This is a genomic window from Exiguobacterium sp. s191, from assembly GCF_018618955.1.
GTDB classification, from domain to species: domain Bacteria; phylum Bacillota; class Bacilli; order Exiguobacteriales; family Exiguobacteriaceae; genus Exiguobacterium_A; species Exiguobacterium_A abrahamii.
This window is the reverse complement of record NZ_JACSNC010000001.1, coordinates 1116218-1135430: the sequence shown is the minus strand read 5'-3', so window position 1 is coordinate 1135430 and position 19213 is coordinate 1116218. Positions and strand designations below refer to the sequence as shown.

General features: G+C 45.1%; 20 protein-coding genes. 11 read left to right on the top strand and 9 right to left on the bottom strand.

The window, feature by feature from the left end; all coding sequences use genetic code 11:
• The first annotated feature begins 29 nt into the window (after positions 1–29).
• From KNQ09_RS06130 to KNQ09_RS06120, 3 genes are read left to right on the top strand one after another with little or no spacing between them, the layout of a single operon-like run.
• The gene (locus tag KNQ09_RS06130) at positions 30–773 is read left to right on the top strand and encodes a 5-bromo-4-chloroindolyl phosphate hydrolysis family protein (RefSeq protein ID WP_050677413.1); all 744 of its coding nucleotides are present in this window, start codon (positions 30–32) and stop codon (positions 771–773) included.
• Positions 760–1968 (top strand): toxic anion resistance protein, encoded by a 1209-nt coding sequence (locus KNQ09_RS06125; RefSeq protein WP_023468594.1) that lies wholly within the window; start codon positions 760–762, stop codon positions 1966–1968. Before KNQ09_RS06130 ends, KNQ09_RS06125 begins: the two co-directional genes overlap by 14 nt.
• 47 nt (positions 1969–2015) lie before the next feature.
• Positions 2016–2582 (top strand): deoxycytidylate deaminase, encoded by a 567-nt coding sequence (locus tag KNQ09_RS06120; RefSeq protein WP_064299687.1) that lies wholly within the window; start codon positions 2016–2018, stop codon positions 2580–2582.
• A gap of 269 nt (positions 2583–2851) precedes the next feature.
• Here KNQ09_RS06120 and KNQ09_RS06115 read toward each other — a convergent pair whose 3' ends face one another.
• On the bottom strand, positions 2852–3337 hold the full coding sequence (locus tag KNQ09_RS06115) for a hypothetical protein (RefSeq protein WP_064299688.1): 486 nt from the start codon (positions 3335–3337) through the stop codon (positions 2852–2854).
• A 140-nt stretch (positions 3338–3477) separates the two neighbouring features.
• On the opposite strand from KNQ09_RS06115, the gene KNQ09_RS17590 reads away from it, so the two are divergent.
• Genes KNQ09_RS17590 through KNQ09_RS06100 form a run of 3 tightly spaced genes read left to right on the top strand, consistent with a single transcriptional unit; the run spans position 3478 to position 6033 of the window.
• The gene (locus tag KNQ09_RS17590; RefSeq protein WP_214857885.1) at positions 3478–4668 is read left to right on the top strand and encodes an HD domain-containing protein; all 1191 of its coding nucleotides are present in this window, start codon (positions 3478–3480) and stop codon (positions 4666–4668) included.
• A gap of 11 nt (positions 4669–4679) precedes the next feature.
• Complete coding sequence (locus KNQ09_RS06105) at positions 4680–5639, top strand: CobW family GTP-binding protein (protein ID WP_214857884.1); 960 nt, start codon at positions 4680–4682, stop codon at positions 5637–5639.
• Positions 5632–6033 carry a reverse transcriptase-like protein gene (locus tag KNQ09_RS06100; protein ID WP_214857883.1) on the top strand — a complete coding sequence of 134 codons (402 nt, stop codon included), beginning with the start codon at positions 5632–5634 and terminating at the stop codon, positions 6031–6033. The genes KNQ09_RS06105 and KNQ09_RS06100 overlap by 8 nt, the downstream gene beginning before the upstream one ends.
• A gap of 22 nt (positions 6034–6055) precedes the next feature.
• Here the strand turns inward: KNQ09_RS06100 and KNQ09_RS06095 are convergent, their stop codons facing one another.
• On the bottom strand, positions 6056–7360 hold the full coding sequence (locus KNQ09_RS06095; protein WP_055968472.1) for a hemolysin family protein: 1305 nt from the start codon (positions 7358–7360) through the stop codon (positions 6056–6058).
• Between the two features lie 117 nt (positions 7361–7477).
• On the opposite strand from KNQ09_RS06095, the gene fumC reads away from it, so the two are divergent.
• Both fumC and KNQ09_RS06085 read left to right on the top strand, forming a co-directional pair.
• A complete protein-coding gene (fumC, locus tag KNQ09_RS06090) occupies positions 7478–8872 on the top strand; it encodes a class II fumarate hydratase (RefSeq protein ID WP_035396940.1) in 1395 nt (464 codons plus the stop codon).
• A gap of 80 nt (positions 8873–8952) precedes the next feature.
• Positions 8953–10470 (top strand): GGDEF domain-containing protein, encoded by a 1518-nt coding sequence (locus tag KNQ09_RS06085; RefSeq protein ID WP_214857882.1) that lies wholly within the window; start codon positions 8953–8955, stop codon positions 10468–10470.
• A gap of 51 nt (positions 10471–10521) precedes the next feature.
• Here the strand turns inward: KNQ09_RS06085 and KNQ09_RS06080 are convergent, their stop codons facing one another.
• From KNQ09_RS06080 to KNQ09_RS06070, 3 genes are read right to left on the bottom strand one after another with little or no spacing between them, the layout of a single operon-like run.
• On the bottom strand, positions 10522–10998 hold the full coding sequence (locus tag KNQ09_RS06080; protein ID WP_214857881.1) for a dihydrofolate reductase: 477 nt from the start codon (positions 10996–10998) through the stop codon (positions 10522–10524).
• Positions 10995–11789 carry a thymidylate synthase gene (locus tag KNQ09_RS06075; RefSeq protein WP_055968468.1) on the bottom strand — a complete coding sequence of 265 codons (795 nt, stop codon included), beginning with the start codon at positions 11787–11789 and terminating at the stop codon, positions 10995–10997. The genes KNQ09_RS06080 and KNQ09_RS06075 overlap by 4 nt, the downstream gene beginning before the upstream one ends.
• Before the next feature lie 48 nt (positions 11790–11837).
• Complete coding sequence (locus KNQ09_RS06070; RefSeq protein ID WP_064299693.1) at positions 11838–12455, bottom strand: hypothetical protein; 618 nt, start codon at positions 12453–12455, stop codon at positions 11838–11840.
• Positions 12456–12679: 224 nt separating this feature from the next.
• Between KNQ09_RS06070 and KNQ09_RS06065 the strand changes: the two genes are divergently transcribed.
• Positions 12680–14350 (top strand): glycoside hydrolase family 13 protein, encoded by a 1671-nt coding sequence (locus KNQ09_RS06065; protein ID WP_214857880.1) that lies wholly within the window; start codon positions 12680–12682, stop codon positions 14348–14350.
• A 193-nt stretch (positions 14351–14543) separates the two neighbouring features.
• Here the strand turns inward: KNQ09_RS06065 and KNQ09_RS06060 are convergent, their stop codons facing one another.
• The 3 genes from KNQ09_RS06060 to KNQ09_RS06050 all read right to left on the bottom strand — a co-directional run bounded on the left by KNQ09_RS06060 (position 14544) and on the right by KNQ09_RS06050 (position 16266).
• Positions 14544–14798, bottom strand: a complete 255-nt coding sequence (locus KNQ09_RS06060) for a PilZ domain-containing protein (RefSeq protein WP_251138100.1) — start codon at positions 14796–14798, stop codon at positions 14544–14546.
• A gap of 161 nt (positions 14799–14959) precedes the next feature.
• Complete coding sequence (locus tag KNQ09_RS06055; protein WP_214857879.1) at positions 14960–15658, bottom strand: queuosine precursor transporter; 699 nt, start codon at positions 15656–15658, stop codon at positions 14960–14962.
• 125 nt (positions 15659–15783) lie between these two features.
• A complete protein-coding gene (locus tag KNQ09_RS06050; RefSeq protein ID WP_064299696.1) occupies positions 15784–16266 on the bottom strand; it encodes a GNAT family N-acetyltransferase in 483 nt (160 codons plus the stop codon).
• Between the two features lie 204 nt (positions 16267–16470).
• Between KNQ09_RS06050 and KNQ09_RS06045 the strand changes: the two genes are divergently transcribed.
• Positions 16471–16785 (top strand): hypothetical protein, encoded by a 315-nt coding sequence (locus KNQ09_RS06045; protein ID WP_023468579.1) that lies wholly within the window; start codon positions 16471–16473, stop codon positions 16783–16785.
• Between the two features lie 41 nt (positions 16786–16826).
• Positions 16827–17618: a class I SAM-dependent methyltransferase gene (locus KNQ09_RS06040; protein ID WP_214723522.1), complete on the top strand. Its 792-nt coding sequence runs from the start codon at positions 16827–16829 to the stop codon at positions 17616–17618.
• A 56-nt stretch (positions 17619–17674) separates the two neighbouring features.
• Here the strand turns inward: KNQ09_RS06040 and putP are convergent, their stop codons facing one another.
• Positions 17675–19147 (bottom strand): sodium/proline symporter PutP, encoded by a 1473-nt coding sequence (gene putP / locus KNQ09_RS06035; RefSeq protein ID WP_064299697.1) that lies wholly within the window; start codon positions 19145–19147, stop codon positions 17675–17677.
• Positions 19148–19213: the final 66 nt, after the last annotated feature.

Below are 19213 nucleotides of genomic sequence, written 5' to 3'. Positions count from 1 at the left end.
AGAATCAGTACGAAGGAAGAGGGGATGACATGAAGTCTTCATGGTGGATATTTGGTTCCATCGGTATGATGTTCGTATTTCTACAATTGGCCGATACGTTCAACTTCTCGGGAATCTTCATCGCTCTTGGTTTGTGGTTCATTTGGAGCGGTTATCGAACAAAACCAGGTCGACGATATCGGACAGAACGGAAATCGACCGAAATCAAGCGGAAAAATGTGAAAAAGAAATTACTACTTGATGACGAAGATGAGTTCGTCGGAAGTGTCATTTTAAAACCGGAACGGGCGACACGCCGATTTGAAGAGACGGATGATTTAGAACTTCAAGTATTGCAACGGACGATCGAAGAAGGATTCACAAAAATCCAGACGTACGATCAAATCGTTCCCTCGATTCGAGATGGTGAAATCAGAAGTGAGATGCGGATCGTCTCACGGGAAGCACATGTCTTGTTCGAGGAGTTATATGAAAGTCCACGCGACGTCAAAAAAGTTCGGGACTTCTTTACGTTCTATCTGGATTCCTTATTGTCGATTTCAGAAAAATATGCCGATTTGGAACGCCGTGGCGCTCAAGTTCAATTGGATACGAAAAATCAATTGATTTCGAACTTGAAAATGATCGGACAAAAATTAAAGCAACAACAAACCTTGTTGCTTGAAGGGGATACCGTTGATTTAGAACGGGAACTCTTGACGATTGAAAAGGTGTTGACGCAAGAGACTGAACAACGAAAACAGGAGGAGAGTTACCGACATGACCCATTCTGATAAAGATACATGGCAACAATGGCCTGATGAGCAAGATCAACCGACGATTTCTGATCCGTCGGTCGACTTAAACGTAGCGGAGACACCGCCCAAAATGCCGGCTCGCCCTGTCGAAGAAATGATTCCTTCGGATGTTCCGGCAGAACAACGACAAAAGATTGAACGTCTACTGCAGGTGATCGATCTACAAAAAACGGATGCCGTCATGCAATTCGGGGCGCCAGTCCAGCGTGAACTATCACAATTCTCTGATCAAGTCTTAAGTGAGGTGAAGATGAAGGACGGCGGGGAAGCAGGGAAATTGCTGAGTGACTTAATGCAGCGTGTCCGCCAAATGGATCCAGATACGCTTCAAGAAAAAAAGAGCTTCTGGTCGAACGTGCCGGTCATCGGTCGGGCGAAGAAAAAAGCGGAAACGTATTTCTTGCAATACGAGAAAATGAGCGCTTATCTCGAAGAAGTCGTACACAATCTTGATCGATCAAAATTTGGATTGATGAAGGACATCACGTTACTCGATCAAATGTATCAAAAGAACAAGCGTTATTTCGAAGAATTAAACGTCTATATTGCAGCTGGCGAGACGAAAATCGCTCACGTTCGTCAACATGAAATCGAACCGTTACGAACGGAAGTCGAGGTATCGCGGGATCAAACGAAGTTACAGGAATTGAATGACTTGATTCAATTGACGGATCGTTTTGAAAAGAAAATCCATGATTTAAAATTATCCCGAACGATTAGCTTGCAGATGGCACCGCAAATTCGTGTCATTCAACAAAATAACCAAATTCTAGCGGAAAAAATTGAATCAGCAGTCGTCAATACGATTCCACTTTGGAAGAACCAAGTTGTCCTATCTTTGAGTCTGTCGCGTCAAAAAGCAGCGCTTGAAATGCAGAAGGATGTCACCAATACGACGAACCAGTTACTTGAGCAAAATTCGAAGTTGCTGAAGGAATCGTCGATTGAAATTGCGGAAGAAAACGAAAAAGGTATCGTATCCGTTGAATCGTTAAAAGTGGCGCACCAAAACTTGATCGAGACACTGGATGAGACATTACGCATTCAACAAGAAGGAAAACAAAAGCGCCGCGACGCAGAGCATGAACTAGAGCGAATGGAGAATGAATTGAAACAAAAAGTCATCGAAGTCGCCTCAAAAAGCAGAGAATTACCGAATCGACCATACTAAGGAACACGACATTTCGTGTTCCTTTCCTTCATGAAAGGAGAGTTTGAATGAATAATGAAGAGAAGCAGTTGAAATGGGATACGACATGGTTATTATTCGCACGGATGATGGCAGACCGTCATTCAAAATGTGCCTCAAAATCCGTTGCCTGTGTCATCGTCAAAGATGAAAAGCCGATTTCAATTGGAATAAACGGAACACCTAGTCAGCATGTGAATTGCAACGAAATTTACTTAAAGCAAGATGGTATTCTCTATACATCGCGTCCTGACCACCCGATTGTTGAAGAATTGATTGAACGAAACGGGATTCTCTTTTATCGGTGCGAAAATCAGGAAGAACACCATGAATGGTCGAAGCAACATGAGATTCATGCTGAAATCAACGCGCTCGGTAAGCTAGCAGCTGATTCGACGAGCGCTCGTCATGCAACAGCTTATGTCACACATAGTCCGTGTCATGCGTGTAGTTTAGCGCTCATCGCTTCTAAAATCGATCGTGTCGTTTATTCGACAGGTTATGAATATGGGGACGGATTGAATCTCATGCGACAAAGTGGAATCGAAGTCATCCACTTGCCACTCGCAAACGAATATTTTCTTGAAAAAATTTAACGAAAAGGGGTTGTAAACGCTTCCATTGCATTGTATGATGAAATCAAGCATTGCCATGGTAATTATTCACTCTTCCATTCGGACTGATTTTCAATCGAAAATCGGTCCACTTTTTTTTAGAAAAGAATTGACAGACCTTGAATAGTTTGGCATGATGAATATAGAATATGACGAAGCGGAACGCCGCATTTTCATACAAAACCAATCAAGGAGCTGGAATGCCAGGTCGTTGAATGAAAAATCCTGACTCACATGAGTCAGGATTTTTTTTATGGATGAACAAGTGTCGCTTCCTTGAGGCGTTTAGCACGGATTGCACATTTTGTGGCGACCGCACCTGAAAGGATCGTCATGAATCGCTGACAGAGGATGTCTGGTTGCGATTGATGTAAAAATAGTTGATGTAATAGTCGGTTGAAGGCGGCGTCTAGCGAAGATAAGTGCCGTTTGATTGCAGTGGGAGACATATCTTGAATTTCCTCTGCTTGATAGCCGGCATCACTTTGGAAAGCAGAGAGGATGAGAAGCTCTGTTTGCGCATCAGCCAACGTTAGCCCTTGTTCTTGGACATAATGACAAGCCTCACGCAATTCATGAATCAACAAATGTTCCAAAGCATACGACGTATGCATTTGATATGGATCGTACAACTGGACAGCTTGCCGAATTTGATCGCGGGTCACGATTTCGGATACCGTCCATTGATCGAGTGTGCCAACAGCTTCACTGTATAGTTGAGTAAGTGGTCGAATCATCGTTTCTCCTCCTTAAGCATAAAATAGACTTCCAGTTTCATCATAATTCATTTAGAAAACGCTTACAATATCTGTTTACTAGTAGTCGTGATGAAATCGTGTCTGCTATGATATGAGTGAAGAAAAAGGAGTGAGATGACGTGATTCAATTATTCAAAGCACTTCCGGAAGTGACGATGCCTTCTTATGAAAATGATACTTTTTCCATCCATCAATCGAATCAACCGATTGGACTTTCGATAGAGACGCTTGTTTCGGGTGAACGAATCGAAGAAGTGTTACTCGTTGCCTCGGGTGAAATCCGCACAGGTCAAACCGGACGAGAATGGCTGCAGTTCACGTTCAATTCGCCCGCTGGATCTTGTAAGGGGAAACAGTGGATCAATCAAGGAACGGCAGAAGAAGCACTTCGTCCATATCTCGAAACACGAATCGTTCGGGTCGAGGCAAAGGTAGAGGAATATCCGCCGCAATCCGGAAACAAGTCATTGACCGTTCAGCGCGTCACTCCGATTCATGACGCCTCACCGACGCAGTTCCTACCACAATTACCAGCAGATGAATCGCTTGAAACGTATCGTGATCAGTTGCTTGGACTAGTCGGTCAACTTGATTCTCCTTACCAAGAAATCGCGCTCTCGATTCTGCGACAGTACTGGGCGGATTTTTCAACACGACCGGCTGCGCTGTTTCATCACCATGCCTATATCGGTGGTTTGCTGAAACATACTGCTTGTATGATGACGATTGGTCGAGGAATTTGTGATAGTGAACAACCATACTTGATGCTACTCAAATGTATTCAAGAAGCAGAAGCCGATCATAAAAATGAACTCTTCCAAGCAGCTGAACGAGAGATACGTCAATTTTCTTGGGATGACAGTTTTGATGCCCTCTATCAAGCGGCAAAAGGGATTGCTCTGTTAGATCAACGACCGAATCCGAATGAGTTGTTGCTCGGTATTTTATTGCACGACATCGGAAAGCTATGGGAGTATACGCATGCGGGTGCATCGACAGATCGTTTTTCAAGACTGTTGCACGTAACAGAAGAAGAGGAAGAACTGGCGGGTATTGCGCTTGATCCGGACGGTGTATTGATGGGTCATATGCCGTATGGTTGTTTTGTTCTCGAACAAACACTTCGAGAAGAAGATATCCGATTACCTCGTGCTGTTTATCACCGTCTCATGCATATGGTATTATCACACCATGGTAAACGCGAGTGGGGATCAAGTGTTACGCCGCAAACGACAGATGCTTGGTATCTTCATGCGATTGATCTACTCGATGCACGAAAAGAAAAATGGCGTCAGCAACAAGGACGCTAAGGAGTGAAATCATGCAAGACAAAATACGTACGACCGTCATTACTGGTTTTTTAGGTGCCGGTAAAACTACGCTACTCAATCATCTCGTTTCTCAACCGACAGAAAAGTTTGCCTTGCTCGTCAATGAAGTAGGTTCTGTTCATATTGATGAAGCATTGATTGAACGAAGTGACGAAGAGATGATCGAATTGACGAATGGTTGCATTTGTTGTTCGATTCGCGGTGATTTACGGGATGCGTTGCTACGGATCGCAAAACGCCGTCGAGATGGGGAGTTATCGTTTGATCGATTATTGATTGAGACGACAGGCGTTGCTGATCCAGGGCCGATTCTACAGACATTCTACTTTGAGCCGGCTGTTGAACAGTCCTATCAGATTTCAAGTGTCGTTACGGTCATCGATGCGTATCACTTGGAACGTCAACTGACGTTCCAAGAAAATGTGAAACAAATCGGCTTTGCTGACGTCCTGATCCTGAATAAAATGGATTTGATTGTCGAGTCAAAGCGCGAAACGTTGTCCGCTTTACTTCGCGAACGAAATCCTTCTGCAGCTATCATTGAAACGGAACAGGCTCAACTTGAATCGGACCGACTGTTTGAAACGTTCCATTTTCCAAAAGAAGAGCAAGTACGACTCAGTCAACAAACGGATCAGATTCATCAATCGGTTGAGGATTTCACGGCATTGACGATTGTCGAGGAACGACCCTTGAACCGAAATCGATTTGGAATGGTCCTACGTGAGGTGTTAGAAGCGTATGCGGAAGATCTCTATCGCTATAAAGGAATCATTCATTTTGCAGATACGGATCGAAAGGTCATTTTACAAGGTACTGGCATGATTTATGGCACAGCAATCAGAGAACCATTTAGCGAACAACCAAAGACGACGCTCGTCTTCATTGGGAAAGGGCTGGATGAACAAGCGATACGAAAAGGAATCGAGGCGGCAATTGAACATGGTTGAACTTTATTTTGACGGTACGGTCCGTCCTTCAAATGATGAAGCGGCGGTTGGGCTGTTTAGTAAAAATTCCGAGGGCGAAGTCACGGAAAAAATGTATCAAATTCAAGCGATCAATAATCATGAAGCAGAATTTATTGCTTTTGCGACAGCCGTCGAGTGGGCGCACGAACTGATTGCACAAGGCGAGAGCGTCATTTCGTTTCGGACGGATTCAGAAGCCGTTGCACTCGCAGTCGAACGCGAATTCGTCAAGAACAAACGAACGCAGACGATTTTTGATCCTGCCTTTGCGCGTTATCAACTGTTACCACTCGCTTTCGTGAAGTGGATTCCACGGTCGGAGAACAAAGCAGATCGTGTCGCACGAGAGGCGTTACGATTATACGAAGCATGATTGACGACAAACACCCCTATCCTCACGGTAGGGGTGTTTGTTCATGTTCGATGCGCTCGATCAGAATTTGGTCGACGCGTCGTCCGTCTAAATCAACGACTTCAAACCGGTACGGTCCAATTTCGACAGTACTCCCACGGGAGGGGACATCACCTAACGTATATAGAATCAAACCAGCAACCGTATGATAGGCGTTCAACTGTTCACCGGGTAAGTCTTCTGTATAACCGAGCGTCCGCTTTAAATCATCGATGTGCAATAGACCATCCGCGAGGAAGGAACCATCCTTTCGCATGACGAGTTCCGGTTCTTCCTCAACGCTTGAAATTTCGCCAACGAATGCTTCGAGGATGTCGAATAAGGTGATCATGCCGAGGAAACCACCGTATTCATCGAGAACAAATGCGATTGATACCGTCTCTTTGCGCATCCGTTCAAGCAAGACGGTTGCTTTTAATTGACGGGGAACGATCAGCGGTGATTGAATCAGCCGTTCAAGTTCTTGAACAGGTCGTTCCGTTGATAGCACCTCTTTCGCATCGATGAAACCGACGAAGTGATCCAAGTCACCATGACCAACCGGTAAGTTTCGATGTCGCGCTTGCCGGAGCTCTTGTAAGATCGTATCGGAGTCATCCGCTAAGTCAATCCATTCGGTAACGGTACGCGGCTCCATCAGTTCGTACGCGTACAAATCATGAAAATCAAAAACACGAGAGACTTGCTCCGCTTCAGACCGATTGAAGGTTCCCTCTTGCGTACCACGAATCAGTAATTGCCGGACTTCATCTTCCGTCTCGTCTTCTGTTTGCAGTCGATCCAGACCAATCAAACGGAAGATGGAACTCGTCGACTTACTTAGAACCCAAATGAATGGTCGAAGCACAATCGAGAAAAAACGCATCGGTGGGGCAAGCCACATCGTGACCCGTTCTGGACTGACAAGGGCGACACGCTTAGGAACGAGTTCACCGATGACGAGTGAAATATAGGTGATGATCGTTACGACGAGAATATAGCCGATCGTACTGGCATAAGGGGCGAGCCACGCGAATTGAGCAAGCCACTTGATGACCGGTCCTGAGAGAGCGGCACCACCAAAGGCACCATTGACGATGCCGATTAACGTGATGCCGACTTGAACAGTCGATAACAGATCGGTTGGTCGATCAAGTAACTCTAACGCAACATGGGCTGACTTTTTGCCATCATTCGCTGCTTTCTCTAATTTCGACCGTTTTGAGGAAAGCAAAGCGAGTTCGGTCATCGCAAAAATACCGTTTGCTAGAATCAAAAGCAGTACAATCGTTAAGTTAATCAACCACATGAAATCTTCACTCCTTTTTCGATAATAAACTATTCCCCAAAACTGTCTCTCTCATTCCCATTCTGTCTACTTTTGCGTTAAACTAAAAGAGAAATAATCAAAAGGGGGAATTTGTTTATGGAATACCGTGTAGAACGTGACACGATGGGGGAAATTCGTGTACCAGAAGCGCAGGAATGGGGCGCACAAACACAACGTAGTCTAGAAAACTTTAAGATCGGAACGGAAAAAATGCCGATTGAAGTCATTCGTGCCTTTGCAGTCCTGAAAAAAGGAGCGGCGCTTGCGAACCGCGACTTGGGCGTGCTTGAGGCAGAAAAAGCAGGTGTCATCGCTGAAGTATGTGACGAGATCATCGCGGGGAAATTCGATGATGAGTTTCCGCTTGTCGTTTGGCAAACGGGTTCAGGTACACAGTCAAATATGAACGTCAACGAAGTGATCGCTCGGGTCGCGACACGCAAGTTGAAAGAACAAGGCAGTGAGACGACGATTCATCCGAATGATGACGTCAACAAATCACAAAGTTCAAATGATACATATCCGACAGCGATGCATTTAGCGGCGAAGACAGTCTTGTTGGAATCACTATTCCCAGCAATCGATGCTTTGCATGCGACACTTGACGAAAAAGCGAACGCGTTTGCAGATATCGTCAAGATCGGACGGACACACTTGCAAGATGCTACACCGATCACACTCGGTCAAGAAATCAGCGGTTGGGTCCGGATGCTTGCACTTTCGAAGCAAATGATCGAACGGACGCTTGATCCGTTAACGGAATTAGCAATCGGCGGTACGGCTGTTGGAACGGGCATCAACGCACATCCGGACTTCGGTGATTTGGCTGCGCAAAAGATGAGTGAAGAAACGGGATATGAATTCACGAGTGCGGAAAACAAATTCCACGCCCTAACAAGCCACGATCAACTCGTCTTTACGCATGGTGCGGTCAAAGCGTTAGCGATGGACGCGATGAAGATCGCAAACGACGTTCGCTGGCTCGCATCAGGTCCACGAGCAGGGATCGGCGAAATCACGATTCCAGAAAATGAGCCGGGAAGCTCAATCATGCCTGGGAAAGTCAATCCGACTCAAAGTGAAGCGTTGACGATGGTCGCTGCGCAAGTCCTTGGAAACGATGCGACGATTGGTTTTGCTGCAAGTCAAGGAAACTTCGAACTAAACGTCTTCAAGCCGGTCATTATGTATAACTTCATACAATCAGTTCGTTTACTGACAGACGCCTTGCATTCGTTCAATGACCACTGTGCGATCGGAATTGAACCAGAACAATCCGTCATCGCTGAGAACGTCGAACGTTCGTTGATGCTTGTCACTGCACTCAACCCGCACATTGGATATGAGAATGCGGCGAAAATTGCAAAGGCAGCGCATCAATCCGGGTCAACTTTAAAAGAAGCAGCACTTGCGACTGGTCTACTAACAGAAGAACAATATGATCAATGGATTGTACCAGCAGATATGGTCCGTCCAAACTTAAAAGCGTGAGTTGAAAAAGCGGGGGAATTCCCTCGCTTTCTCTTTATCCGAAGACGGTTCTTCGGATGTATGGAAAGAGAGGGGATTGGATGGAACGGAGTCGAAAACGGATAGAGAAACAACTGCAACAGACGATCATCATGGTGGAGACGTTACTTCGGATGCCGACCGTGCCACGGACAGAATTACTCGCATTAGCAAGCTGGCTTGAAGGGCTCGGGAGAGAGGAACTGTTTAAAGGACTTGCCGATCAAGTGAGTCGGGAAAAAGCGACGTGGGAGCAAATGAATGCGGTCATCACGCAGCCGATCGTTAAAGAATTACTGCGGCCAATCGTCGACCAGTTGTCTGAACGCTCACGCGCCAATCGGATTCGAAAAGAATTGGTCGTCACTGTGACAAGACGTTTTCTTGAGAATATCAAATGGAAAAAATCGCTCGAACAGGAGCGCTATATGTCACGATTCTTCAGTTCGGTGGAAGACACGTTGTCGATATCACATGATATTGCTATGGATGCTGTCATCATCGACCATGCATCTATCGCGGAATCCTTAGAGTTGACTCAAAAACTGATCAAACAAATGGAGTCGGCATTCGTTCCCGTCATCATCGTAGGTCCGAACCGGTCTGACATTCGTCAAGTCAGCTATGAGATGGGAGCTGATGACTACTGGGATGAGACAGTGACGAATGAAGAACGACATGTTCGTCTAGCGAGACTATTACGAAAATTAAGGGTCGTATCTTCGACGATCTTAGTCGATGAACTGACGGGAGCTTATAACCGGAAATACCTCCAAAGTGCCTATGATCGTCGCGTAGCACGTCTCGAACGTGAACAGCGGACATTTGGGTTAGCGATTTTTGATATCGATCATTTTAAGCGGATCAATGATTTACATGGACATCCAACGGGGGATTTGGTCCTCTCCGAACTAGCTACCGTCGTTCAACAAGCCGCTCGTCTCGATGATGAATTCATTCGTTTCGGTGGTGAGGAATTCATCTTATTGTTTTCAGCAGAAACAGTACCGCAAGCAGTTGCGAGTATGAATAAAATTCGCGAGCGTGTCGAGCGCCATATTTTTGCGAACGGATTAAAAGTAACAGTTTCGATTGGTCTCTCCTTTGCTTTTGATCTCCACACATCCCTGGCGCAAGCAACAGCAGAGGCAGATGAAGCTCTGTATCAAGCGAAACGTAATGGTCGTAATCAAGTGGTGTCCTATTCGACAGCGATATCGATCGAAAAAATACCAGTCTATATCCGTGTCGAGGAAGGATTCCTTAAACAGGTACATACGCTTGATATGCCGGATCATCCGAAATACCATATTGAGGTGATTCCGCTAGATGATCAACGGACGTCGCCAATACAATTGGCGATTCTTTCACTCGATCAGTTAGCAAGCGAGAACTTTGTACGATTAGAGGAGTGGAGACAACAACGGGAATCGATCATTGATGCTTTGGTCGTGACAAATCAAGAAGACGATCGTTTAGCCAATGCGCTATCATGCGGTGCGACAGACTATATCATGACCTCACAGTTCGATTCTGATATGGAGGAATGGATTGCTGAATGGATCATGCAAATTCCTTAAAAAAAACAGCCACATTTGTCCGTCATACGGAGCAATGTGGCTGTTTTTTAGTTACTGATCATATCGACGAATGATGAACGGATAATCGTTTCCCTCGACCGCATCATAATGTGTTTCGGAAGTAATCTGAAATGAAGATGGGATTTCGGGATAATGTACATCTCCAGAAAGAACCGTATCAATTTCAGTGACATACAGGCGGCGAGCAAGAGGAAGCGTTTGAGCAAACAACTCTCCACCACCAATCAAAAAGACTTCTTCTTCTGAATCGACGTATGGTTGTAAAGCAGATAGATCATGCCATACCGTTACACCTTCGGCTGCAAACGTCTGATCGCGCGTAATGACGATGTTCTCTCGACCGGGCAACGGTCGTCCGATGGATTCGAACGTCTTTCGTCCCATGATGATCGGTTTGCCAATCGTCGTACGCTTGAAGTGAGCCAAATCAGCTGGAAGATACCAAGGCATCGCATTGTCACGACCAATGACATGATTTTTCGTATACGCTACGATATGTGTGATCATACGGCTACCACACCTTTAATGTGCGGATCAGGATCATAGCCTTCAATAATGATGTCTTCGAAGCGGAAGTCTTCGATACGATCGACTGTTCGAGCGAAGCGCAGCGTCGGTAATTTTTTCGGGGTACGCGTCAACTGAAGATTGACTTGTTCAATATGATTTGAATAGATATGAGCGTCACCGAGCGTATGAACGAAGTCTCCGACTTCAAGTCCACACACATGAGCAATCATATGTGTCAGTAACGCATAAGATGCAATATTGAATGGTACGCCTAAGAAAACATCAGCTGAACGTTGATACAATTGGCATGATAGTTTTCCGTCAGCGACATAAAATTGGAACAAGAGATGACAGGGCGGTAAAGCCATCTCATCGACTTGTCCAGGATTCCAAGCACTGACGATCAAACGACGAGAATCCGGATTCGTTTTGATCTGTTCAATGACTTGTGCCAGCTGATCGACCGTCGTGCCATCTGGACGTGGAAAAGAGCGCCATTGTGCCCCGTAAACAGGACCTAGATCTCCGTTCTCATCGGCCCATTCGTTCCAAATCCGCACACCATTTTCCTGTAGATAACGAATATTCGTATCACCCGAGATGAACCAAATCAACTCATGGATGATCGACTTCATATGTAACTTTTTCGTCGTAATGAGAGGAAAACCATCTTGAAGGGAGAAGCGCATTTGGTGACCAAACACGCTGAGTGTTCCCGTTCCCGTCCGGTCTTCCTTTTTTGTTCCGTGTTCCAAAATGTGTTCGCAAAGTGCATGATATTGTTCCATCGGATGACATCTCCTTTTCGAAAAATCCAAATTTCATTGTACCATAAATTAAGATTTTGAGGATGTCGGTAAATGTCTTGCGAATAGATAACGAAATAAGCCAAAGAGCGGAATCACGTCTTGCCACTCTAATGATTGTGCATTCCGAACACGAATGCGCCGGAGCAGATAGACTTGCAGAATGTAGAATAATAACAAATCGACGGTCATCGTTCGAACGAATTGATTGGTCTCAAAGTAGATGCGGAATATACTCCAATCAGATCGAGCAAGAGCAATCCAAAGCAATAATGTCGTCACGACGCTAAGTAAGGCGACGACGGTAGGAATCCACCCGCGACGACGAAAAGGAAGAAACGTTTTCCTTGGAATAGCGAGGGCGACATAAGGCATCAACACGAAGGCACCTAAGAAGAACGATCCAATACTTGCGACGAGCGGTCCGGGGCGCATGAATCGTTTCTCATCTAGAAATAGTAAAAAGAAAGCGAACGGATAAATACCGAGTAAGGCAAATAAACTTAACGCGGATGTATCAAATTGACTTTGGTCGAAACGTAAAAACGAAATCAAGAAACCTTCTGGAAAGACACGATTATTTCCAAATAATAAGATGAAGACAATAGCAATCGCCCAGACAAGGAAGAGCAAATATCGACGATACATTTGTCCACACTCCTTTCTCATACCTTTCTTTCCCATCATCTTGGATGTAGTAAACACTTGTATTTCATATTTCATGATATCAAATATGTTAAGGTTCTTGCTTGAGCACCTCTCATGGACATGTTAAGATGACGTTGTGATAATTGAAAGCGCTTTTACAAATTGATGCAATCGTTTGCTCAATATGTAGCACGATACGTACATAAAAGAGGAGAGTGTTGAGGATGGAACGTAAATGGTGGCATGATAGTGTCGTTTATCAAATTTACCCACGTAGTTATAATGATTCGAATGGGGATGGAATCGGTGACTTGAACGGAATCATCGAAAAGTTGGATTATTTGAAGACGCTTGGTATCGACGTTATTTGGCTAAGTCCTGTCTATGATTCACCGAATGACGATAATGGCTATGATATTCGTGATTATGAAGCCATCATGAAGGAATTCGGGACGATGGATGATTTTGATCGTCTTCTAGATGAGGCACATGCACGAGATATCAAAATCGTCATGGACCTCGTCATCAATCATTCGTCAGATGAACATCAGTGGTTCGCGGAGTCGCGTCAAAGCAAGGACAATCCATATCGGGATTATTATATGTGGCGCCCGGCAAATCCAGACGGTTCGCTACCAAACAACTGGGGATCGATTTTCTCTGGACCTGCCTGGGAATATGATGAAACAACGAATGAGTATTACTTACACTTATTCTCGAAGAAGCAGCCTGACTTGAACTGGGAAAATGAGCAGATGCGTCACGATGTGTACGGGATGATTCGTCGTTGGTTGGATCGAGGGATTGATGGTTTCCGAATGGATGTCATCAACTTGATTTCGAAGACACCCGGCTTACCAGATGCGACGGTCCATCCAGGAGCACTGTATGGAGATGGTGGAGAACATTATATCAATGGACCACGTGTCCATGAATTTTTACACGAGATGAATGAAGCCTCTTTCGGTAAATATGATGTCCTGACAGTCGGTGAGATGCCAGGAGCGACGACGGATGATGCCATTCTTTACACGGATCCGGCACGTAAAGAGGTCAACATGGTCTTTACGTTCGAACATATGGATATCGATTCAGGTCCCAATGGGAAATGGGACGTCATTCCGTTTGATTTACTTAAACTCAAGCAAAACTTTACCAAATGGCAGACGGCCTTACATGAGACGGGCTGGAACTCGCTCTATTGGAACAACCACGATCAACCGCGTGTCGTTAGTCGATTCGGAAATGACACGACGTACCGCGTCGAGTCAGCTAAAATGCTTGCTACATTATTGCATTTGTTAAAAGGGACACCATATATCTATCAAGGCGAGGAAATCGGCATGACGAACGTCGCTTTTGAAGACATCGCGGACTATGAAGATATCGAAATTCGGAACATGTGGAAAGAACGTACGGAACAAGGGGCATCACCGGCTGAACTACTACGTTCCATCCATGTCAAAGGACGTGACAATGCGCGGACACCGATGCAGTGGGATGCGTCGGAGAACGCTGGTTTCTCAACGGGAACACCATGGTTGAAGGTCAATCCGAACTATCCGGAAATCAACGTCGAACAGGCGCTTGCAGATGAGCAATCCATCTTTTATTACTATCAACAGTTGATTCGTCTACGACATGACCATGAGCTCGTGGTCTATGGTCGCTATGAACTCTTACTCGAAGATCATCCAAAAGTATACGCCTACTCACGAACGCTTGAAGGGGAGACCTGGTATGTCTACTGTTCGTTTGCGGATCATGATGTGAATATTCCGTCTACGCATGATACGTCAGACCGGGTCATCGGAAACTATGATGGGTCCGTTGTTACCGACGAACTCACGCTTCGACCTTATGAAGCAGTCGTCTTCCGTACGTTTGAAGGTTAATTCATCTAGGCATAAAACAGAGAGCTGACTCAAAAAAAGAATGACGCGCCTTTTCACGCCGCTTCCTCAGGCGAGACACAAGACCCGGTTTCCTGCTTCATTCAAGCAGGAAACCGGGTCTTGTTTGTCTCTGAAGCGCATAAATGCGCTGTTTCCTATAGAAGTTGAGTGAGACGCATCATTTTCTTATAAATTATCGTTCCAATTGAGCAACTTGTTTAACCTGAGCGATGATCGTATCGCGATCAGTCGTTGACGGATTGAGGCGGATGCCATACAGTCTCTCGGGACCCACTGGCTTCTCATGCAATAACTGACCTTCGATGCATAAAGGTTCTTGACCCTCGATCAATGAGAACTCAACAACGATTTTCATTGATTTGTGAAGTGGAAGTTTTAGTTCTGTGCTGATTGCTAGTCCGTTCGGTGAGATATTATGAATTTTCATCAGTCCATTGGGAGTACGCTGGTTATTTTTCAATAAATGAAATTCACCTGTTATTGGTTTTTTCAGCGTATATCGAAATGGTTCATTCCGTTTGATTTTCATGTAGGCACCTCCACTCCCATTATCCGACAATTTCGTCAAGTCTTCTAGTTTTTTTTAGGTCATGCAGCAGCGTCTGTCGATTGTTTCGTTGGGTGGATACGTTTTGCTAAATACATGAATGGTGTCGCGAACCAAGCGACGATGAATTTCGCAAGATACGTCGTAATGAAGATTTGCCACCAGATGGAGAAGGGCATATCGTGAAAGGCAATCGCACAAAACGTCAACGTATCAAGCAATTGACTTAATACGGTTGACCCTGTTGTCCGTAACCAAAGCTTACGTTCGCCTGTCTTCTGACGGATCTTTGAATAGATAAAGACATCGAATAGTTGCGAGACGAGATAAGCGGCAAGACTACCAACAGCAATCCATGGTAAGAGTCCAAACAATAAATGCAAGGAATCGGATGTTTCGAGTGCAGCCTTATCAGCAAGTGGTGTATATAAGAGACTGAACTGCATCAGGACGGTCGTCGTGATCAGGGAGAAGAACCCCATATAGACGCCTTTACGAGCGACCTGTTTTCCGTATTTTTCATTGAGGATATCTGTCGCTAGATAACAACTGCCATATACGACATTCCCTAACGTAAAGACGAAACCAAAAATATCGACGGTTTGTGTAACTTGGATGTTTGCAATGATTGTTGCGATGGCAATCCACATCAACAATCCTGTCTTACCAAATAAATAATAACTGAAAATCAATAATCCCATCGTTAAAAAAATGGAAGGGATCCATAACCATTCGTTCATGAGATGTACTCCTTTCTGTTCATACAGATGAAAATTGTACGCTGAAATCGATCAACTGTCAAAGGTGATGAAGCGATGAGGACATTAAAAAAAGACCATGAGTTCCATGGTCTTTCGGACGGTCTTTAGCCCATTCGTTGCAGCGAGTACCGACGACGTCTTCCTTTGACGTAATAGTTCTCTGTCGACGTAAAATCATTCGCTTCCAAAATGCGTTTTGCAAACGAAGCGTGCGGTGATTGTTCAAGGACGCGCGCGCGTACTTCGTGACGATCTAGTACCCCGGAATACGTCAATGCTTCAGCAACTGCTTGAGTAGCTAGACCCCGACGCGTATAGGGATCAAACACCATGAAGTCGAGTTGGAAGTAGTGACCCATTTTTAAGAGCAGAACCCGTCCCACGATTGTATCTGCTTCAACGATATCAAAGTAATAATCTTCAGGATAACTGTGCTCGACGGAATCAAAAGCCCGCTCTTCTCCAAGCTCATGGTCATACCCTTTGATTTCTTGCGGAGTCAGTCCATATGCTTGCTCGCCATACTTCAAGAAATGATCATACTCAGCTTGATCGACATGACGTAATGTTCGACGTCTCAATTCCATCACAAAATCCTCCCTCATCCCAATTGATGCTTCGTTTACATTATAGCGATACCCTCCGTGCAATTGCAAAAATTAACTGGAATCGATCCGCAGGAAGAAATCTAAAAAAAGTCATTCTGTAATCATCTTGTGATTGTTTTAATTACCTCGGAATATGGTAAAGTAATGATGTAGACAACTGCATACTGGAAGGGGCTGGAAAACGTGTTCACAGAACGTGACGGAATCAAATTGCGTCTAGAGCAAATCGAACGATTGTATTCGGACTTGAATCGTGAAGCGAAACAATTGACGGAACGCTTACGCCAATTAGATGAACAAGGGGATGAAGTTCAACATGATCTTTCCCTTAATAAAGAAGACCGCGATCATTTGAAGTCAAGCATCGATGAGACGCTTCAGGCACTCATGAAGCGGACGACGGTCGATGCAAAAGTCGAACAGGAAAAGCAAGAAGACCTGATTTCGAAAAAAGCATTGATTGAAGATATCGAAGGATTATTGAAGAAAAAGAAATGAGCTAGCTCCGGCTAGCTTATTTTTTTATGGAGGAACACATTATGAAACCAACCATTGGACTGACGACATGTCTTCGTCCGACTGACGACGTACATCATCGTGTGAAGCAGTTGTTAGCGGATGAGACGATACATTTTATCTACGTCGTGCGTCAGAAAAAAAGCATAGAACACTTGCAACAGGAGACAGGATTACCGGTGCTTGTCGTCGATAAACAACGGCTTGATTTATATCCATTAGGCGAGACGACATCGTTCTTTTTCCATCCTTCGAGTGCGGTGTTTCGCATCAAACAAATTGATGCAGGTGGAGGCGACCCTCTCATTGCGATCGGACGCTTATCGGAAGGGATGCGTGTGCTTGACTGCACACTTGGTCTTGGAGCAGATGCCATCGTCATGAGTCATGCCATCGGAGAGCGGGGGCGGATCATCGGGTTAGAAAGCCGGGTTGAGACAGCATTTGTCGTCAAGAACGGATTAAAACGGTGGGAAGAATCCTACGAACCGATCAATCAAGCTATGCGACGAATTGAAGTGAGAGTCAAACACCATCTCGCCTATTTGAAAGAATGTCCGGATAATTCCTTTGATGTCATCTACTTTGATCCTATGTTCGAACAGACCGTCGAAGAATCGACGCATCTCGACGCTTTACGAACGCTTGCGAATTATGAAGCCTTATCCGAGGAAGCGATGGTGGAGGCGAAGCGTGTGGCACGTCAGCGCATCGTGTTAAAAGCACATTATGAAAGTCCCTTGTTTGAACGGTTTGGGTTCGAACGAACAAAGCGGAAGACGTCGAAGTTGCATTATGGCGTGATTGAATTGTAAGTCAAAAAAAGACCTCTGCCGATGTTTCGGCAGAGGTCTTTTTTGTAATTCGCTGATTATTGAACGGCGTCTTTTAATTCGTCTTCCATCTCTTCAAACGTTTCCTGAACGGCATTGACCGGTTGTTTCGTCATCAAGCTGACAACGACCGTAAAGATCAAGCTTGTGAAGAAGCCAGGTACCATTTCATAAAGCGTCGTACTGAGTCCGAGTTGAACCCAGATGATGACAGTCAAGGCACCTGAGATAATACCAGCTAGTGCGCCTTGTTTCGTCATCCGTTTCCAGTAAAGAGAAAGCAAGATGATCGGACCAAAGGCAGAACCGAATCCAGCCCATGCATAACCGACAAGTGCAAGAATCGTCGCTGATGGGTTCCACGCGAGAATACTTGCGATGACGGCAACGACAAGAACGGCAATTCGACCTGTCAGGACGAGTTCTTTATCCGATGCGTCTTTTTTCAAGAACGTCTTATAAAAATCTTCTGTCAACGCACTCGAAGTAACGAGCAATTGTGATGAAATCGTCGACATGATCGCTGCAAGAATCGCAGCCATTAAGAATCCTGTGATATACGGGTGGAATAGTACATCCGAGAAACGGATGAAGACTGTTTCTGGATCCCCGAGTCCATTGCCTTGTCCTTCAAAATAAGCAATTCCGACAAGACCAGTCATCATCGCACCGATGATAGAGACGAACATCCAACCAATCCCGATGCGACGGGCACTTTTTAAATCTTTAACGGAACGAATCGCCATAAAGCGGACGATGATATGGGGTTGACCGAAGTAACCAAGTCCCCAAGCAAGGAATCCAATGATTCCAAGAATCGTCGTTCCTTTAAGTGGATCAAACAGTGTAGGATCTAAGTTTTCAGCGTAATTGTACGCACCGTCGATTCCACCAACGTCTGTCAATGCGACGATCGGTACGAGAACGAGTGCGACGAACATGATACAGCCCTGGACGAAATCGGTCCAACTAACTGCGAGAAAACCGCCGAAAAGTGTGTAGGCGATTACGACCGCAATCGTCAAGAGCATACCATAGTGGTAATCAAATCCAAATGAGCTGACGAACAATTTTCCGCCAGATACGATTCCAGCTGATGTGTAGAACGTGAAGAAAATGATGATAACGAGTGCCGATACGGTACGAAGCACGCGTGATTTGTCTTCAAAGCGATTCTCTAAGAAATCAGGGATCGTAATTGAGTCGTTTGCCATTTCCGTATAGAGACGGAAACGTGGTGCGAGTACGATATAGTTTACGTAACATCCAATCAATAAACCGAGTGCGAGCCAAAGGGCTGATACACCTGTTGCATACATGGCGCCGGGAAGTCCCATGAGCATCCATCCACTCATATCCGATGCACCAGCAGAGAGTGCTGTGACACCTGGACCGAGATCGCGTCCGCCTAACATGTAATCTTCTGTATTTGTCGTTCGCTTGTAGGCAAAATAACCGATTGCCAACATGAGAACAAGATACAGGATGATCGAAATCCATTCTTGCGTCATAAAGTTAAATCCTCCAAATGCAATAGTTTTTTCAGCGATTAAGCATGTATTGACTTGTTCGCCAAA

Coding starts and splice junctions, on each gene's coding strand:
- KNQ09_RS06130 (WP_050677413.1), top strand. CDS start 30: ATGAAGTCTTCATGGTGGATATTTGGTTCCATCGGTATGATGTTCGTA.
- KNQ09_RS06125 (WP_023468594.1), top strand. CDS start 760: ATGACCCATTCTGATAAAGATACATGGCAACAATGGCCTGATGAGCAA.
- KNQ09_RS06120 (WP_064299687.1), top strand. CDS start 2,016: ATGAATAATGAAGAGAAGCAGTTGAAATGGGATACGACATGGTTATTA.
- KNQ09_RS06115 (WP_064299688.1), bottom strand. CDS start 3,337: ATGATTCGACCACTTACTCAACTATACAGTGAAGCTGTTGGCACACTC.
- KNQ09_RS06105 (WP_214857884.1), top strand. CDS start 4,680: ATGCAAGACAAAATACGTACGACCGTCATTACTGGTTTTTTAGGTGCC.
- KNQ09_RS06100 (WP_214857883.1), top strand. CDS start 5,632: ATGGTTGAACTTTATTTTGACGGTACGGTCCGTCCTTCAAATGATGAA.
- KNQ09_RS06095 (WP_055968472.1), bottom strand. CDS start 7,360: ATGTGGTTGATTAACTTAACGATTGTACTGCTTTTGATTCTAGCAAAC.
- fumC (WP_035396940.1), top strand. CDS start 7,478: ATGGAATACCGTGTAGAACGTGACACGATGGGGGAAATTCGTGTACCA.
- KNQ09_RS06085 (WP_214857882.1), top strand. CDS start 8,953: ATGGAACGGAGTCGAAAACGGATAGAGAAACAACTGCAACAGACGATC.
- KNQ09_RS06080 (WP_214857881.1), bottom strand. CDS start 10,998: ATGATCACACATATCGTAGCGTATACGAAAAATCATGTCATTGGTCGT.
- KNQ09_RS06075 (WP_055968468.1), bottom strand. CDS start 11,789: ATGGAACAATATCATGCACTTTGCGAACACATTTTGGAACACGGAACA.
- KNQ09_RS06070 (WP_064299693.1), bottom strand. CDS start 12,455: ATGTATCGTCGATATTTGCTCTTCCTTGTCTGGGCGATTGCTATTGTC.
- KNQ09_RS06065 (WP_214857880.1), top strand. CDS start 12,680: ATGGAACGTAAATGGTGGCATGATAGTGTCGTTTATCAAATTTACCCA.
- KNQ09_RS06060 (WP_251138100.1), bottom strand. CDS start 14,798: ATGAAAATTCATAATATCTCACCGAACGGACTAGCAATCAGCACAGAA.
- KNQ09_RS06055 (WP_214857879.1), bottom strand. CDS start 15,658: ATGAACGAATGGTTATGGATCCCTTCCATTTTTTTAACGATGGGATTA.
- KNQ09_RS06050 (WP_064299696.1), bottom strand. CDS start 16,266: ATGGAATTGAGACGTCGAACATTACGTCATGTCGATCAAGCTGAGTAT.
- KNQ09_RS06040 (WP_214723522.1), top strand. CDS start 16,827: ATGAAACCAACCATTGGACTGACGACATGTCTTCGTCCGACTGACGAC.
- putP (WP_064299697.1), bottom strand. CDS start 19,147: ATGACGCAAGAATGGATTTCGATCATCCTGTATCTTGTTCTCATGTTG.